Origin of the sequence: Neptuniibacter sp. (assembly GCF_024231755.1) — a bacterium.
Classification (GTDB): domain Bacteria; phylum Pseudomonadota; class Gammaproteobacteria; order Pseudomonadales; family Balneatricaceae; genus Neptuniibacter.
The window spans coordinates 1-15626 of the sequence record NZ_JAAEQH010000171.1 but is presented as its reverse complement, the minus strand read 5'-3'; the positions used below and the strand labels follow the sequence as shown (position 1 = coordinate 15626).

Genomic DNA, 15626 nt, shown 5'->3' with positions numbered 1-15626 from the left:
CGCTTCAAAAAGATCCGTTTCCGGAGTGAACGTGATCAGGTCTTCACACATGTAATCCTGAGCTTTCACAGATCTTAACATTACCATTCCTCCAAGACCGGCAGATTGGTATAACCCACCGAGAAATTCCACTCGCCTTTACCTTACTAAACATCTATCCAGTATCTAACTGATGCTTAGTAATATTAAAAGCTGCTCACATAGGTTTATGTTTACACCTATACTAGCTCAGCCGCAAGTGAATCGGTGTGATACTAAGCAACTAATTGAATACTACTGTCTTATTACCATGTACTAAGATGCGATCTTCCAGATGCCAGCGTAAACCTCTGGACAATACCGTCTTCTCAACATCACGGCCAAGACGAACCATGTCTTCAGGTACATCACGGTGACTGATGCGAATTACATCCTGATCGATGATTGGGCCCGCATCGAGATCTTCGGTTACATAGTGACAAGTTGCGCCAATCAGTTTCACACCACGTTCATGGGCCTGATGATAAGGCTTAGCACCGGCAAAAGATGGAAGGAAACTATGATGGATATTAATAATTCGGCCAGCATATTCAGCACATACATCTGCTGGCAGAATTTGCATATAACGGGCTAGCACCACTGTGTCCGCTTGATATTCACGGATTAGTCGGCTGACTTCCTCAAAGTGAGGCTGCTTATTCTCTTTGTCTACCGACACGTGGTGGTAAGGGATCTTGTGCCATTCAACCATGCTACGCAGATCATCATGGTTGGAGATAACGCAAGGAATTTCACAATCCAGTTCACCTTCATGGTAGCGGTACAGCAGATCCGCCAAGCAGTGTGATTCGCGGCTTGCCATCAAAATCACTTTTTTCGGTTGAGCCGAATCTGAGATGTTCCACTCCATATTGAAAGACTGAGCAATCGGTGCAAACGCTTCCTTAAGCTCTTCCAGAGAGAACGGCAGAGTCCCAGCATAGATCTCGACACGCATGAAAAACCAGCCGGTGCTGCCATCAGAGTGCTGATTCGCTTCAGAGATTGAGCCTCCGTGGCTAGAGATAAAGTTACTTACCATCGCCACAATACCTACCCGATCCGGGCATGAAAGAACCAATCTGAATCTACGTTCCATTTTTCGCGCAACTCCAATAGCACAGAATTAAAGCGCGTATTCTAGCGTGCCGAATGGACTAAGACTACTGAATAGCTAGGATAGATACTTAAGGGCAAGGCAAATTTCATCGATAAAGCGCAGCCTACTGGAGTAGATGAGCATTTTGAGATGGGATTTAACACAGCACTTGAGTATCTAGACTGCTATGCTGCAGTCTTATGTATATAACTGATCACTTTTGGCAGCACAGCGAAAATCATTTCGATGCAATCCACCAATTTTATGGGTATACCAAACCAGTTTTACCCTACCCCATGCGGTAAGGATATCCGGATGATGCTGCAATGACTCGGCTAATTGACCCACCCGATTCGTAAAGGCCAGTGCCCCTGCGAAATCGGGAAATTCATATTCCCTCTCCAACATAAGAGTCCCTTCATGGTTTACTACTTCCCATTCGGGCACCTGAGTCATCAATTTAGGTATATCCAATGCGGAGACTTTGGGAGCCCCAGCTCGACATGCTTCACAAGCTTCCTTAGCCAGATCGGTTTCTGTACTCATAACATTACCTAACAATTTGATCCATAAAGCTTTCCATCTCTGAAATCCTCAATATACTGAGATAAGAGAGGAGAGTGAGGTATATGAACTACATACCAGAACGTATGACCCCTTTAAGTGCTTGCCGCTTAGGTCTAGACACCCATCAGGAATTAACGATCTACCTTCGTCAGGATAGCCCAGTTTGTCGCTCCGAGGGATTTTCTGCCTTATCCCGCGTGCTTGTTCGTACCGAAAAAAGCCATATGATTGCGACCTTGCATATGATTACCGGGGAATTATTGGTACCCGGCGAGATCGGTTTCTCCGAGTCAGCCTGGCAAAGACTAGACCTGCACGAAGGTACATCAGTCTGGCTATCTCATCCAAAACCGGTGCAATCACTCTCTTATATACGCTCCAAGGTCTACGGTAACGAACTTAGCAAGCAAGAGTTAAAAGAGATCATTGAGGATATCGTTGAAGGGCGCTACGCCGATGTACATCTGGCCGCTTTTATCACCGCCTGCGGCGATGACAAACTCAATATTCGAGAGATTACGGATCTTACCCAGGCGATGGTTAACTCGGGTAGCCAGATAGAATGGGGCTTACCGATGGTTGTGGATAAGCACTGTGTCGGAGGGCTGCCTGGTAACCGTACCACGCCGATAGTGGTTTCAATTCTTGCCGCAGCGGGCCTGACAATGCCCAAAACCTCTTCAAGGGCTATCACCTCCCCTGCCGGCACTGCTGATACCATGGAAACCTTAACCAATGTTAGCCTGAGCCTGAACCAAATGCGTTCCGTGGTGGAGAAGGAAGGTGGTTGTCTGGCCTGGGGTGGTTCCGTACGTTTATCACCCTCAGATGACCTTTTGATTCAGGTAGAACGTGCCCTGGATATTGATAGTGAAGGTCAATTGATTGCCTCTGTTCTATCGAAAAAGATCGCGGCGGGTGCAACACATGTTGTTATCGATATCCCTGTCGGCCCCACCGCAAAAGTACGTACCCAAGAAGCAGCAGAGGCACTTGCTAGCAGCTTTACCTCGGTCTCAGAAACACTCGGATTAACAATTACCACTCTGTTTACAGATGGTAGCCAACCGGTTGGACGTGGTATTGGCCCTGCTTTGGAAGCCAGGGATATTTTGGAGGTGTTACAAAACAGCGACTCCATGCCTATAGATTTGCGGGATCGGGCAGTTCAAGTCGCAGGAGCTATGCTAGAGATGGTTGAAGCGGCTGCTGAAGGCAAAGGGCATAAAAAAGCTATAAAAATACTGGAATCAGGTGCCGCCTGGGAAAAATTTCAGGCGATCTGCTTGTCACAGGGAGCCTTAAAAGATCCACCGATTGCGCCATACCGCTATGAGTTGATCAGCCATAGCCATGGCCGCATTTCCTGTATTGATAACAGAAAGCTGGCTAAAGTCGCCAAACTGGCTGGAGCCCCAGCCGATCCAGCGGCAGGTGTCGATCTCCATTTTAAAATTGGCGAAAAGGTTACTCCCAACCAACCTCTACTCACGATTCATGCCGAAAGCTCTGGCGAACTAAGCTACGCCGTTGAATATCTGGAGGATCATCCGGATATTATTCAACTGTTGGAATTGGAGGGATAATAGACATGCAACCATTGATGTTTAATCTGGATGATAGCAGCAGTTTAGCCAACGCTATTGCACAGCAGCTGGATGCTGAAACGGGTCAAATCTCATTACGCCAGTTCCCTGATAAAGAAACCTATCTACGCGTTTTAACTCCCTGCAAAGGCCGTTCGGTCGTCGTATTCTGCAATTTATATCAGCCCGACGATAAGATACTGCGTTTACTGTTTCTTGCCGCTACTTTACGAGAATTAGGCGCTACCAAAATTGGAATAGTGACGCCCTATCTGGCTTATATGCGCCAAGATAAACGCTTTAACCCTGGAGAATGCATTAGCTCCAGACCTTTTGCCAAACTACTCTCTGATAAGTTTGACTGGTTGGTTACTGTAGACCCGCATCTGCATCGTTACGAGTCACTAGATGAGATCTATACGTTACAAGGTCGAGTTGTGCACGCAGCCCCCATGATAGCCAACTGGATCTCAGAGAATATCAAGCGCCCCCTGTTAATAGGACCTGACAGCGAAAGTGAGCAGTGGGTTTCCCATGTAGCGAAACTGGCTGGCGCTCCTTTTCAGGTTCTTAGCAAGATTCGCCGGGGGGATTATGATGTGGAAGTGTCACTCCCTGATGTTGAGAAATGGCGGCAACACACTCCGGTGCTGGTCGATGACATTATCTCGAGCGGGCGGACCATGATCGAAACAGTTGAACATCTCTACGCTGAACAGCTACCTAAACCCGTATGTATTGCCGTTCATGGACTGTTTTCTGATACCGCCTATCAAAACCTTTCAAACCTGGCACAGGTGGTAACCTGCAATTCAGTTATTCACACCAGCAATGCCATCGATCTAAGTCGGGCCATTGCAGAGGAAGTGGGTCAGCAATTTTGACTCAGCAGCAAAATACTAAGCACGGGAGGATCAATGTATCCCTAAGTGATTGTGATTGCTGGTTTGCTCCCAATTTTCTAAAAGCCTCTCAAGCAGAACAGTTGTTGCAGCAACTTTTGTCAGAAATTGACTGGCGTCAGGATCAGATAATGATGTTTGGACGCAGCGTAGCCATCCCCCGGCTACAGGCCTTTATGGGCGATAATCAGATTAACTACAAATACTCCGGATTAAACTTAACAGCCATATCCTGGCATCCAGCAGTTTTAGAGTTAAGAGATCAACTCAAGGCGGAAACAGGAGTTGAGTTCAATGCAGTGCTACTTAATCTCTACCGTAACGGGCAGGACAGCATGGGTTGGCACAGCGACGATGAACCGGAGTTAGGTGATAATCCAGTCATCGCCAGTATTAGTCTGGGTGCAAAACGCCGCTTTCTGTTCAAGAACACCGACAAGTCAAACCCTGAAAAATCGGAGCTACTGCTTAATTCAGGCTCACTGCTGTGGATGGGCAGGGGCGTGCAACAGAACTGGCAACACTCACTACCCAAAACCAAAGTCTGTCACAAGCCGAGGATTAATCTAACTTTTCGCAGAATTATATAAACGACTTAACCCAGTTGAGAGGCCCAGGCCTCTATCCAAAGCTCCGCCTCTTCACAAGGAGCCCTGGTTTCACAGGCATCAATAAACAGTGGAGCGCCAATACGCTGCAACTGCAGCTTCTGCAACAACGCGTCCATCAGGTAACCTGCCTCAGCATAAGTATCATATGAACTGTCACCCAGCGCGATCAGACCATAACGAACTTCTGGCATAACAGGTGAACGATCCTGAAGCTGACAGTAAAGTTTCAACAAACTATCAGGAATCTCCCCCTGCCCAGTCGTAGAGGTAGAGACCAAAATGATCTCAGTTTCATCAGCCATCACATCCTCGATATCTGCCTGACGGTACAAGGTTACCTGATGTTCCTTTGCTGTTAATTTGTCCCGACATAACTCTGCAACCTCCAGAGCATTTCCATAGACAGTACCAACCAGAATTTTGATGTTCGCCATAACAACTACCGCTGAGAAAAAGTCCATTCTGCCCCTTATTTTCTCTGGCTTCCAGCAGGGAATGTAAAATTAGCTTTTACAGGCGCTAGGACCACTGGCAATCCCTTCAAGGCCTTCTACACTGAAAGATGAACACTATGCTGAAGGGGAAAATCATGGGTAATGAAAGCTTATCCAGATTGCTGGGCGAATGGGAAACACGTGCGAGAAAGATTAAAGGCAGGGAGTCAGAAACACTTTCTATCTACAAAGGTGATTCAGTCAAACTTGAAGCCCTGGCAAGCATGTACAAACTATCCAAGGATGATGTGGTCGCCACTCTGATCCACGAAGCACTGAATGAACTGGAAGCTAAAATGCCGTATGTTCAGGGTAACAAAGTGATTCGTATTGAGGATGGTGAAGAGATCTACGAAGATGCCGGACCAATGCCTCGCTATTTAGCGGAGCAACGCAAGATCCTAGAAGCGTCTTAATAGGTTCTAAATCAGTTTGCATTTCATTACGCGTCTTGCGTAATAGGCACAGCTGTATCTAATAATTAACAGTAGATTAGTCCCCTATCTACTGTAATATCCCTTCATACCCTATGCCTTTTCCTCCTGGTCTTAAACAAGGATTATCAAATTGATCAAAATACAATGGGATAAAAAGTTTGAACTTGGTCATGAACGCATCGATTTTGAACACCGCATTTTTCTGGATCTGATCAAATCGGTAAGCCAATTAGCATCAGATAAAGAGAGAGCACTACGGTTACTAAGGGAAGTGGAAAAGTACGCTGAATTTCACTTCATCAGTGAAGAAAACCTGATGCTTGATACGGGGTATCCGGATTATTCCTCACACAAGGAAGAACATCAGATTCTTCTTGCCACTTTAAAAGAAAAATCCTTTGAATACCGCCATGACCAGCTGTCACTAGAAGAACTTTCTGACTTTCTGTTTCAGTGGTTTGCCCTTCATACAACCCAGGTTGATAGTAAGCTAACCCAATATATAAGCAGATAATGGGGTATAAGAGGCATAAAAAAACCGCAGAAAGATCTGCGGTTTTTTTATGCACTTAGAATAATTAAAAAAATTACTTAAGTGTTTTCAGATAAGCAATCAGGTAATCCTGTTCAGCTTTGTCTGTGATTTCAACGTGACGCATACGAGTACCAGGAACGAAATCATCGTTACCAGCAATCCACTTGCGCAGGTTCTCATCAGTCCAAGTCAGACCAGAGTTCTTCAGCGCATCAGAGTATGCGAAACGTGGCAGTGCAGCAGCCTGACGACCAACAACACCAATTAGGCTTGGACCAAATGCATTCTTACTTTCATCCAAAGAGTGACAAGCAGAACATTTGTTAAATAATTCTTTACCAGCAGCTTCCATCATCGCTTGATCATCAGCTACAGCTACTGCTGAGAAAGAGATAGATGCAGCCAACAGTAGACTCAATTTAGTTTTCATTTTTCATTCCCCTCTAAAAATGAATAAAAATGATGAACTAAGTATATTCCCTACCGCACCGCACAACTGTTGATCTTGCGCATGATTTTCATAAGCCAGAACCAAAGTAGTATCGAACAATACTTAAGTATCAATACTATTACTAAGCCATTGTTTTAAAACAAAAAAAACGCAGCCAAGGCTACGTTTTTATATTTCTGATTTATTACTGCTTAAGCTTGCTTAGCAATAATATCTTTCCACTTAGCTGGACCTGTTGTGTGAACCGACTCACCAGAAGTATCAACAGCTACCGTTACCGGCATATCTTTTACTTCAAACTCGTAGATCGCTTCCATACCCAGTTCAGGGAATGCCAGAACTTCGGCATTTGTGATTGCTTTAGAAACTAGATACGCAGCACCGCCAACAGCCATCAGGTACACCGCTTCGTTGTCCTTGATTGCATCGATTGCAACCGGACCACGTTCAGATTTACCGATCATGCCCAGCAGACCAGTGCTTTCGATAACCTGACGAGTGAACTTATCCATACGGGTAGAAGTCGTTGGACCAGCAGGACCTACAACCTCATCACGAACTGGATCAACCGGGCCTACGTAGTAGATAAAGCGACCTTTCAGATCAACTGGTAGTTCTTCGCCATTATTCAGCATTTCTACCATTTTCTTGTGCGCCGCATCACGACCAGTCAGCATCTTACCGTTAAGAAGAACGGTTTCGCCTACTTTCCACTCTTTAACCTCTTCTGGTGTAATTTCGTCCAGATTTACGCGGCGAGTGTTAGAACCAACTTCGAACGTCACTTCCGGCCAGTCATCCAGGCTTGGAGGTGTCAGTACCGCAGGACCGTTACCGTTCAGCGTGAAATGAGTGTGACGTGTTGCTGCACAGTTAGGGATCATGCAGATAGGCAGAGAAGCCGCATGCGTTGGGCAATCCATAATCTTAACGTCCAGAACAGTTGTCAGACCACCCAGGCCCTGAGCACCTATACCCAGATCGTTTACCGCATCCATGATTTCCAGACGCAGCTCTTCAACACGGTTCTGTGGACCGCGCTCACGTAGCTCGTGAATATCGATTGGGTCCATCAGGGATTCTTTCGCCATGACTGCCGCTTTCTCAGCAGTACCACCGATACCTATACCCAGCATACCCGGTGGACACCAGCCTGCACCCATGGTTGGTACAGTTTTCTTAACCCACTCTACGATACTGTCAGATGGGTTCAGCATTACCATCTTAGATTTGTTCTCAGAACCGCCACCTTTTGCAGCAACGTGAACTTCTACTTCGTCACCGTCCACAATCTCGTAGTGGATTACAGCTGGCGTGTTGTCTTTAGTGTTCTGACGCTTACCTGCAGGATCTGCCAGAATGGAGGCACGCAGTACGTTATCTGGGTTCAGGTATGCACGACGCACGCCTTCGTTCACCATGTCAGTAACGTTCATAGTCGCATCCCACTGTACGTTCATACCCACTTTAAGGAATACAGTTACGATACCAGTGTCCTGACAGATAGGACGCTTACCTTCAGCACACATACGGGAGTTAATCAGGATCTGCGCCATCGCATCTTTTGCAGCCGGATTTTCTTCCTTCAGATAGGCTTCATGAACGCCTTGTACAAAATCAAGCGGATGGTAATAAGAGATGAACTGCAGTGCATCAGCAACGCTGCTGATTAAGTCGTCTTGACGGATTACGCTCATTCGGAGACTCCCAGTAGGCTTCTTGTCTGAGGGTTTGTATTTGATTGGTCAGCACTACAACCTGCAACCAGATTGCATGAACCATCACCCATTAATGCTCTCTCTTGGGGGAGAGCTTGATCTGGGGCATGAGTATACACCAAAAGGTAGGAGATGCGTTTCAGGCCAGGTAGTTATTTAGTCGCTATAAAATCTAGAGCGAAGCATTAATAGAGAAACAATATAGCAGGCCAAAAATCAAAAAAGCTTTACCTGTAGCTGGGGTTAGTTGGCAACGTTGCACCGCAGGTCTATGTAGATGACGCAGTGGTAGTAGCGCCACAGGCAAACCAAGCAGCACCAACCATGCTTGCGGAATAAGACCAGTAAAACTGAAGAATAAAGCAATGCCAAAGATTGCGGCCAGACAAATATAGTAGGTCAGCAACGCATTCTTAAAACCTATACGCACCGTAAGGGTTTTAATACCGTGGGCACTATCATCTTCAAAATCACGTAGCTCATTACTCAACAGCAGAAGTGATGTATAGAGGCTTACGGGAATGGAGATCAACAGTATCTCAGCGGTAATCTGAGCACTTAAAGCATAATAAGCGCCGGAAACCATCAACACACCCATAAGCCAGAACACCAGAAACACCGCTAATCCCCGGCGTTTATAGTTAATAGGTTCCAGTGTGTAACCCAAAGCTCCCAGTATCCCAATCACGGCAAAAAGCAGTAAGAGCAAACCCGATGAGTAAATAAGGTAGATTCCTAGCACTGCGGCCAAGAGGAAACAGATAAGACCATACTGAAAATTACGCCGGATTAACCCACGCACTTCTATGTATTGTTCCCCTACCAACAAGGAAAGGTCTGAATAGTCGTTAATAAGATTTACGCCAGCCTGCAGTAACAGGCCAGCGATCACGATAAGGCTCGCTAACAGATGGTTGGAATAACCATCAGAATAGGCTGCAACGATACCAGTCAGGCAAACCACCAGCGCCACACTGAAAGAGAATGGGCGTAAAGCTTTCCTGAACTGGTATTTTTCCAGCTGCATATGTACTTCTGTTTTACTTCTGCTGCTGCGAACTGTACTCAGGCGCGTTAGGCAGATCACGCATCAGCAATGCATATTCAGGATCAGCATCCAGATTCATTGGAATGCGCATCACATGACCAGAACCCGGAGCCACATCCGCTGACTGACCTTTCTTATCGATCATCTCTTCCAGCTTGAACTTGTGATTACCCTGCGGTGTCATCAGCTCCAGCGTATCACCTTTAAGGAAGCGGTTACGTACATCGATCTCCAACATGCCATCAGCGTAACCCATGACTTCACCAACAAACTGCTGATGTACGCCCACAGAGTTACCCGTCTCATAGTTCTGATATTCATCATGCACATGGCGACGGTAGAAACCTTCGGTGTAACCACGACTCGCCAGATTTTCCAGCTCATCCATCAGGCCCATATCGAATGGTTTACCTGCTACTGCATCATCAATCGCCTTACGATAAGCCTGTGCAGTACGTGCTACATAGTAGTGGGATTTTGTACGCCCTTCGATCTTCAAAGAATCGACACCCATCTCAGCAAGACGGTGTACATGCTGGATCGCACGCAGATCCTTTGAGTTCATGATGTAAGTACCATGCTCATCTTCAAACGCTGGCATATATTCACCAGGACGCGTCTCTTCCTGAAGCAGGAAGATCTGATCAGTTGGCTTACCAGTACCCAGTGCAGGATTTTCGCTCTCAGCTTCCTGTACCGCATTTGGATCAAACTGCTCAACAGGAACTACATCACCTGAGTCATCAACTTTGGCTTCGTGAGCATCGTATTTCCAGCGACAGCTGTTGGTACAAGTACCCTGGTTAGGGTCACGCTTATTGATATAACCAGACAGCAGACAACGGCCCGAGTAAGCGATACACAGCGCACCGTGAACGAATACTTCAATTTCCATCTCAGGGCAGCGCTGACGAATCTCTTCTACCTCATCCAGAGACAGCTCACGAGACAGGATGACACGCTCAACACCCATAGAATGCCAGAACTTAACAGAAGCCCAGTTCATGGTATTAGCCTGAACAGACAGATGAATCGGGATATCAGGGAAATGCTCTTTCACCAGATAGATCAAACCTGGATCAGACATGATCAAAGCATCCGGTCCCATCGCAATCACGGGACGAAGGTCATCAATATAAGTTGTTAGCTTACTGTTGTGCGGAAGAATATTACTCGCCAGGAAGAACTTCTTACCCAACTGGTGAGCAAGATCGATCCCCTCATGGAGGTTATCCATATTAAAGTCATTATTACGAACACGCAGGCTGTAGCGAGGTTGTCCGGCGTATACAGCGTCTGCTCCATAGGCAAACGCATATTTCATATTCTTCAGTGTCCCTGCAGGGGACAAAAGTTCTGGGTTCAGCATAGTTTGAGATGGCTTTTATAAGAGTCTAAATGTGCTATTTCTGATTTCAGATCAGGAAAGATCCTTTAGCGGGATCTCAAATAGCGGCGTATAGATTGATCCGTCTTCGCCGGGTTTGCTCTGGAACAGCACCACCGAATCAGCCAAGCTAAACATATCGATAGCTGGCCATTTTGTCGGTGACTTAAATTTGTTCTTACCCGGCAGACGCCCCAAAGTTACATGGGGTTTAAAATCTTCTTCCTCGTAATTGATACCGGAATCCTTGGCTACCGTAATCATAATCTCGTGCAAAATTTCCAGCTCTTCATTTACGTCCGGTAAGGCAGCAACCAAAGCTAACTTTTTATTCACACGATAATACTCTGCTGAGTTGATATGCACCTGGAATGAAGTGACATTCGCCAGTTTCTCCCGTGCACATTTCTCCAGATCATCAACCTGATTTAGGTCGATATCACCCAGAAAGCAAAGTGTTAAATGGTAACGGTCGGAATCTACCCAGCTAACCTCTGTCTTACGATCAAACTCGCACAATGTATCAGCGTGATCAGCTAACCAACGAACAACAGAATCAGGCAGCGTCAGTGCAAAAAAAGCACGGATTTTCATGGAGGTTAAATCTATCCCTGTCTTTGAGGAATGGAGTATTTTGCCTGCTGAGGCCCGACTTAGCAAACCCCAGCACACAATTTTCTGGCTATTTTTTAGCCAATTTTACTTTTTCTCTAGCAGCAGCTGCATATTGTTCAGTTTCTGTTTGACCTGGAGCAGATCCTGACTCAACTGACGTCGTGTACCATCAAACGCTCTTACCGACTGCTCATTGAGTTTAACCCGACGCTCCAGCTCAGACGTACTGCGACTTTCCAGCTTTACAATTCGATCCGTCTGACTGCGCTGAGTCTGCAACATCTCATCCTGCTGCTCCTGTATCAGTTCACCATTCGCACGCATCTCAGTTTCCATACGCGCTACCAGTTTGCTCAACTTAGCCACTTCATCTTTAACTGATTTCTTCAGTTTTTCTGCATCTGATTTCGCTGCCGCTTTTGCATCAGCGACAGCTTTAAGCTGTTTATCCTGCTTAGCTATGGTTGCCTTTAGAGATTTAACGTCCTTATTCTGCGCAGCAATGGTGCCTTGCAGTTTTTTAAGCTCTTTTTGTAATGCCGCCAGTTCTTTGCCCTGCTTGGCAATTTGCGGCTGGTTTTTCTGGTGCGCTATCACCCAGAGTTTGGCGATTTCAGAATCCAGCTGCTTATCTTTCTGCTTCAGTGCTGATTCCAGTGATGTCACATCACCCTGTAGCTTTTCACCTGACTCAGCAGCGCCCTTCTCTGCTTGTTTGAGAAGCTCCTGTAATTGGTCAATCTGCTCCTGAGCTTTTTTAAAGGTTGTTTCATCGGCCTGTTGCGCCTGATGCATACCAAAACCGAAATAACCTAAAGCCGATACCGAGGCGATCAAAATAATAATGACCAGCGTTTGTACTAACCCACCACCATTCGATGACTCATTCTCCTCAATAGGCGAAGGGGCTACAGGCCTAGACGCAGCTGTTCTGCTGCCAGATTCAGGCTCAGCGGGGCCTAAATTAGGTACATGTATATCGTCGTTATCACGGTTCATGAGTCGGGCTTCACTCTCAGAAAAATAAAACTTGGCTTATTCTACGCAGAAACAAAAAGCCCCGCAAAATGCGAGGCTCTCTGTCGTACGAAATGACTTAGGGGGGATGATATTACATCATGCCGCCCATGCCACCCATACCGCCCATGCCACCCATATCTGGCATAGCTGGAGCACCACCTTCAGATGGCTTATCAGCAACCATCGCTTCAGTAGTGATCATCAGGCCTGCAACAGAAGCTGCAGCCTGCAGCGCAGAACGAGTAACTTTAGCTGGGTCTAGGATACCCATTTCGATCATATCGCCGTATTCGCCATTTGCAGCGTTGAAACCGAAGTTACCTTCGCCTTCACGTACTTTAGATACGATTACAGAACCTTCTTCGCCCGCGTTACCAACGATCTGACGTAGTGGAGCTTCCATAGCGCGGAACGCCAGCTCTACACCTACAGACTGATCGTGGTTTTCACCTTTCAGTTCACCAACAGAAGCCAGTGCACGGATCAGAGCAACACCACCGCCAGGTACTACGCCTTCTTCAACAGCAGCACGAGTCGCGTGCAGAGCATCTTCTACGCGAGCTTTCTTCTCTTTCATCTCAACTTCAGTCGCAGCACCAACCTTAATTACTGCAACACCGCCTGCCAGCTTAGCAACACGCTCCTGCAGTTTTTCGCGGTCGTAGTCTGAAGAAGTTTCTTCCATCTGCGCACGGATCTGGTTAACACGTGCTTCGATTACGTCTGCAGCGCCAATACCATCAACGATCGTTGTGTTTTCTTTAGTGATAGAAACACGCTTCGCCTGGCCCAGCTGTTCCAGAGTTGCTTCTTCCAGAGTCAGACCAACTTCTTCAGAGATCACTGTACCGCCAGTCAGGATAGCGATATCTTCCAGCATCGCCTTACGACGATCACCGAAACCAGGTGCTTTAACAGCCGCAACTTTAACGATGCCACGCATGTTGTTTACAACCAGAGTTGCCAGCGCTTCACCTTCAACGTCTTCTGCGATGATCAGCAGTGGGCGAGAAGCTTTAGCTACGTGCTCAAGTACTGGAAGCAGTTCGCGGATGTTAGAGATTTTCTTGTCAGCTAGCAGGATAAATGGCTGCTCTACTTCAGCAGACATGTTGTCCTGGTTGTTGATGAAGTAAGGAGACAGGTAACCACGGTCGAACTGCATACCTTCTACAACGTCCAGTTCGTTTTCCAGTGCAGAACCTTCTTCTACAGTGATAACGCCTTCTTTACCTACTTTAGACATCGCTTCAGCGATGATCTCACCAACCTGTGTGTCAGCGTTAGCAGAGATAGTACCTACCTGAGCGATCGCTTTGTTATCTGCACATGGAACAGCCATGTCCTTGATCTGTTCAACAACAGCAGCAGCAGCTTTGTCGATACCGCGTTTCAGGTCCATTGGGTTCATGCCAGCAGCTACAGATTTCAGACCTTCGTTAACGATCGCCTGAGCCAGAACTGTTGCAGTTGTAGTACCGTCACCTGCTACGTCGTTCGCCTGGGACGCTACTTCTTTAACCATCTGTGCGCCCATGTTTTCGAACTTGTCTTCCAGCTCGATCTCTTTCGCTACAGATACACCGTCTTTAGTTACTGTTGGTGCGCCGAAAGATTTATCCAGAACTACGTTACGACCTTTAGGGCCCAGAGTAGTTTTTACAGCATCAGCCAGAATGTTTACACCAGCCAGCATGCGCTGACGAGCGTCGTTACCAAATAGTACTTCTTTAGCCATTTTTAAAATCCTGTATCAAAATTCTTTGAGTAATGTTCGAAGAACGAAAAGTTAAACTGGTATTAATCGGAATTAATCTTCCAGTACACCGTAAATTTCGTTTTCGCTCAGAATCAACAGCTCTTCGCCGTCAACTTTAACTGTGTTCGCGTAACCACCGAACAGTACTGTATCCCCAACCTGAACAGTCAGCGCCTGACGCTCACCGTTATTCAGAATACGACCTTCGCCAACTGCGATAACTTTACCCTGGTTTGGTTTTTCCTGTGCGGAACCAGGCAGTACGATACCACTAGCTGTAGTAGCTTCTTCTTCGTTACGACGAACAACTACACGATCGTGAAGTGGACGAATTTTCATCTGTTTCTTCTCCTGATCTTTGTCTGATCAAAATCAACATTTGTTATTTGGAATTGGGCAGGCCTACAACCGATATTCTTGCCCTTTGAATTGCTTAGCTGGGGCGCAGAAAATGAATTCAACACCTTCGTCTATAAAAAAGGTAAAAAAATTAAAAAAGTTAGTCCTTTCGCTCAAATTCGCCATCAATCACATCACCATCGATGACATTACCTGAACGAGGTTTACCCGTTTCAGATTGATGAGGGTGCGAATGTGGCTGATGCTGAAAAGGATCACTACTATAAAACTGAGCTGAAGCGGAATGCTGTTGCTGTGCTGCAATGACGGTAAAACGACTCAGCAAGCTTTTGGCAAATGCTTGTCGGGTATATGGGATAAGACAGCTAAAACCAATAACATCCGTGACAAAGCCTGGAGTCACCAATAAAGCACCACCCACCGCTAACACGATACCTTCTACCATTTCCTGACCTGGGATTTCGCCCTGATTAGCACGTTGTTGGGCGCGGGCTAGCGTTGACAGTCCCTGATAGCGCAACATATTCACACCGATAAACGCAGACAGCAAAACTAATCCAACCGTGTTCCAGGCACCTATCGCCTCACCTACATTGATAAGAACGGTGATCTCAATGATAGGAACAATGATGAACAGCAGAAAAAGAAACTTCATAAACCTAATTAGACCCCTTCGACGCAAAATATTAGGTACTAGAACTATATAGATAGAGGTAAATAACAGGATTTCAAGCCCTATATACCCACAGTAATAAAATGGTCTTTGTCTGTTTCATGAGCAAGTACTAAATAATACCAAAGTACGAGCACTATAATGCATTGCAAAAAAAACCTAGTCATTCATAGACTTAGCATTCGCAACACAAGACTAAAGTTCCTGTTCTTAAGTTTATAAAACCTATTGATAAATGAATACCCGTATCCACTTATGGACTTTTTTGCAAAAGCGAGATAAGTTTAAATTCTGCACAATGACGCAACGCACAAAAACAGAGTCAAACCGAAGTAAGGGTAATCCT

General features: G+C 46.1%; 17 protein-coding genes. 5 read left to right on the top strand and 12 right to left on the bottom strand.

The window, feature by feature from the left end; genetic code table 11:
• Positions 1-262: 262 nt before the first annotated feature.
• Positions 263-1117, bottom strand: a complete 855-nt coding sequence (purU, locus tag GY843_RS09210; RefSeq protein ID WP_297308829.1) for a formyltetrahydrofolate deformylase — start codon at positions 1115-1117, stop codon at positions 263-265.
• Positions 1118-1315: 198 nt separating this feature from the next.
• Complete coding sequence (locus tag GY843_RS09205) at positions 1316-1663, bottom strand: 4a-hydroxytetrahydrobiopterin dehydratase (protein ID WP_297308827.1); 348 nt, start codon at positions 1661-1663, stop codon at positions 1316-1318.
• 83 nt (positions 1664-1746) lie between these two features.
• Between GY843_RS09205 and GY843_RS09200 the strand changes: the two genes are divergently transcribed.
• Genes GY843_RS09200 through GY843_RS09190 form a run of 3 tightly spaced genes read left to right on the top strand, consistent with a single transcriptional unit; the run spans position 1747 to position 4762 of the window.
• Entirely contained in the window at positions 1747-3270 is a 1524-nt protein-coding gene (locus tag GY843_RS09200) for a thymidine phosphorylase family protein (protein ID WP_297308825.1), read from the top strand.
• A 5-nt stretch (positions 3271-3275) separates the two neighbouring features.
• Positions 3276-4154: a ribose-phosphate pyrophosphokinase gene (locus tag GY843_RS09195; RefSeq protein ID WP_297308823.1), complete on the top strand. Its 879-nt coding sequence runs from the start codon at positions 3276-3278 to the stop codon at positions 4152-4154.
• Positions 4151-4762, top strand: coding sequence for an alpha-ketoglutarate-dependent dioxygenase AlkB (locus tag GY843_RS09190; RefSeq protein WP_297308821.1), 612 nt, complete (start codon positions 4151-4153; stop codon positions 4760-4762). Before GY843_RS09195 ends, GY843_RS09190 begins: the two co-directional genes overlap by 4 nt.
• A gap of 5 nt (positions 4763-4767) precedes the next feature.
• Here GY843_RS09190 and GY843_RS09185 read toward each other — a convergent pair whose 3' ends face one another.
• Positions 4768-5244 (bottom strand): flavodoxin, encoded by a 477-nt coding sequence (locus GY843_RS09185; RefSeq protein ID WP_297308819.1) that lies wholly within the window; start codon positions 5242-5244, stop codon positions 4768-4770.
• Positions 5245-5372: 128 nt separating this feature from the next.
• Here GY843_RS09185 and GY843_RS09180 point away from each other — a divergent pair, with 128 nt between their 5' ends.
• The gene (locus GY843_RS09180; protein WP_297308817.1) at positions 5373-5693 is read left to right on the top strand and encodes a hypothetical protein; all 321 of its coding nucleotides are present in this window, start codon (positions 5373-5375) and stop codon (positions 5691-5693) included.
• Positions 5694-5844: 151 nt separating this feature from the next.
• Positions 5845-6228 (top strand): hemerythrin domain-containing protein, encoded by a 384-nt coding sequence (locus GY843_RS09175; RefSeq protein WP_297308815.1) that lies wholly within the window; start codon positions 5845-5847, stop codon positions 6226-6228.
• Between the two features lie 73 nt (positions 6229-6301).
• Here GY843_RS09175 and GY843_RS09170 read toward each other — a convergent pair whose 3' ends face one another.
• The 9 genes from GY843_RS09170 to GY843_RS09130 form a co-directional block, all read right to left on the bottom strand.
• Positions 6302-6679 (bottom strand): c-type cytochrome, encoded by a 378-nt coding sequence (locus GY843_RS09170; RefSeq protein WP_297308813.1) that lies wholly within the window; start codon positions 6677-6679, stop codon positions 6302-6304.
• A gap of 212 nt (positions 6680-6891) precedes the next feature.
• Entirely contained in the window at positions 6892-8397 is a 1506-nt protein-coding gene (locus GY843_RS09165) for a fumarate hydratase (RefSeq protein WP_297308811.1), read from the bottom strand.
• A 193-nt stretch (positions 8398-8590) separates the two neighbouring features.
• Positions 8591-9445: a prenyltransferase gene (locus tag GY843_RS09160; protein ID WP_297308809.1), complete on the bottom strand. Its 855-nt coding sequence runs from the start codon at positions 9443-9445 to the stop codon at positions 8591-8593.
• A gap of 13 nt (positions 9446-9458) precedes the next feature.
• Positions 9459-10835 (bottom strand): tRNA 5-hydroxyuridine modification protein YegQ, encoded by a 1377-nt coding sequence (gene yegQ / locus GY843_RS09155; protein ID WP_297308807.1) that lies wholly within the window; start codon positions 10833-10835, stop codon positions 9459-9461.
• A 51-nt stretch (positions 10836-10886) separates the two neighbouring features.
• Positions 10887-11447 (bottom strand): RNA 2',3'-cyclic phosphodiesterase, encoded by a 561-nt coding sequence (gene thpR, locus GY843_RS09150; protein ID WP_297308805.1) that lies wholly within the window; start codon positions 11445-11447, stop codon positions 10887-10889.
• A gap of 105 nt (positions 11448-11552) precedes the next feature.
• Positions 11553-12467: a hypothetical protein gene (locus GY843_RS09145; protein ID WP_297308803.1), complete on the bottom strand. Its 915-nt coding sequence runs from the start codon at positions 12465-12467 to the stop codon at positions 11553-11555.
• Between the two features lie 112 nt (positions 12468-12579).
• Positions 12580-14226, bottom strand: coding sequence for a chaperonin GroEL (groL, locus tag GY843_RS09140; protein ID WP_297308801.1), 1647 nt, complete (start codon positions 14224-14226; stop codon positions 12580-12582).
• Positions 14227-14298: 72 nt separating this feature from the next.
• The gene (gene groES, locus GY843_RS09135) at positions 14299-14586 is read right to left on the bottom strand and encodes a co-chaperone GroES (RefSeq protein ID WP_007022375.1); all 288 of its coding nucleotides are present in this window, start codon (positions 14584-14586) and stop codon (positions 14299-14301) included.
• Positions 14587-14746: 160 nt separating this feature from the next.
• The gene (locus GY843_RS09130) at positions 14747-15262 is read right to left on the bottom strand and encodes an FxsA family protein (RefSeq protein ID WP_297308797.1); all 516 of its coding nucleotides are present in this window, start codon (positions 15260-15262) and stop codon (positions 14747-14749) included.
• Positions 15263-15626: the final 364 nt, after the last annotated feature.

Bases quoted from the DNA above. Each gene is read 5' to 3' on its own strand.
- purU (WP_297308829.1), bottom strand. From the start codon at position 1,117: ATGGAACGTAGATTCAGATTGGTTCTTTCATGCCCGGATCGGGTAGGT.
- GY843_RS09205 (WP_297308827.1), bottom strand. From the start codon at position 1,663: ATGAGTACAGAAACCGATCTGGCTAAGGAAGCTTGTGAAGCATGTCGA.
- GY843_RS09200 (WP_297308825.1), top strand. From the start codon at position 1,747: ATGAACTACATACCAGAACGTATGACCCCTTTAAGTGCTTGCCGCTTA.
- GY843_RS09195 (WP_297308823.1), top strand. From the start codon at position 3,276: ATGCAACCATTGATGTTTAATCTGGATGATAGCAGCAGTTTAGCCAAC.
- GY843_RS09185 (WP_297308819.1), bottom strand. From the start codon at position 5,244: ATGGACTTTTTCTCAGCGGTAGTTGTTATGGCGAACATCAAAATTCTG.
- GY843_RS09180 (WP_297308817.1), top strand. From the start codon at position 5,373: ATGGGTAATGAAAGCTTATCCAGATTGCTGGGCGAATGGGAAACACGT.
- GY843_RS09170 (WP_297308813.1), bottom strand. From the start codon at position 6,679: ATGAAAACTAAATTGAGTCTACTGTTGGCTGCATCTATCTCTTTCTCA.
- GY843_RS09165 (WP_297308811.1), bottom strand. From the start codon at position 8,397: ATGAGCGTAATCCGTCAAGACGACTTAATCAGCAGCGTTGCTGATGCA.
- GY843_RS09160 (WP_297308809.1), bottom strand. From the start codon at position 9,445: ATGCAGCTGGAAAAATACCAGTTCAGGAAAGCTTTACGCCCATTCTCT.
- yegQ (WP_297308807.1), bottom strand. From the start codon at position 10,835: ATGCTGAACCCAGAACTTTTGTCCCCTGCAGGGACACTGAAGAATATG.
- thpR (WP_297308805.1), bottom strand. From the start codon at position 11,447: ATGAAAATCCGTGCTTTTTTTGCACTGACGCTGCCTGATTCTGTTGTT.
- GY843_RS09145 (WP_297308803.1), bottom strand. From the start codon at position 12,467: ATGAACCGTGATAACGACGATATACATGTACCTAATTTAGGCCCCGCT.
- groL (WP_297308801.1), bottom strand. From the start codon at position 14,226: ATGGCTAAAGAAGTACTATTTGGTAACGACGCTCGTCAGCGCATGCTG.
- groES (WP_007022375.1), bottom strand. From the start codon at position 14,586: ATGAAAATTCGTCCACTTCACGATCGTGTAGTTGTTCGTCGTAACGAA.
- GY843_RS09130 (WP_297308797.1), bottom strand. From the start codon at position 15,262: ATGAAGTTTCTTTTTCTGCTGTTCATCATTGTTCCTATCATTGAGATC.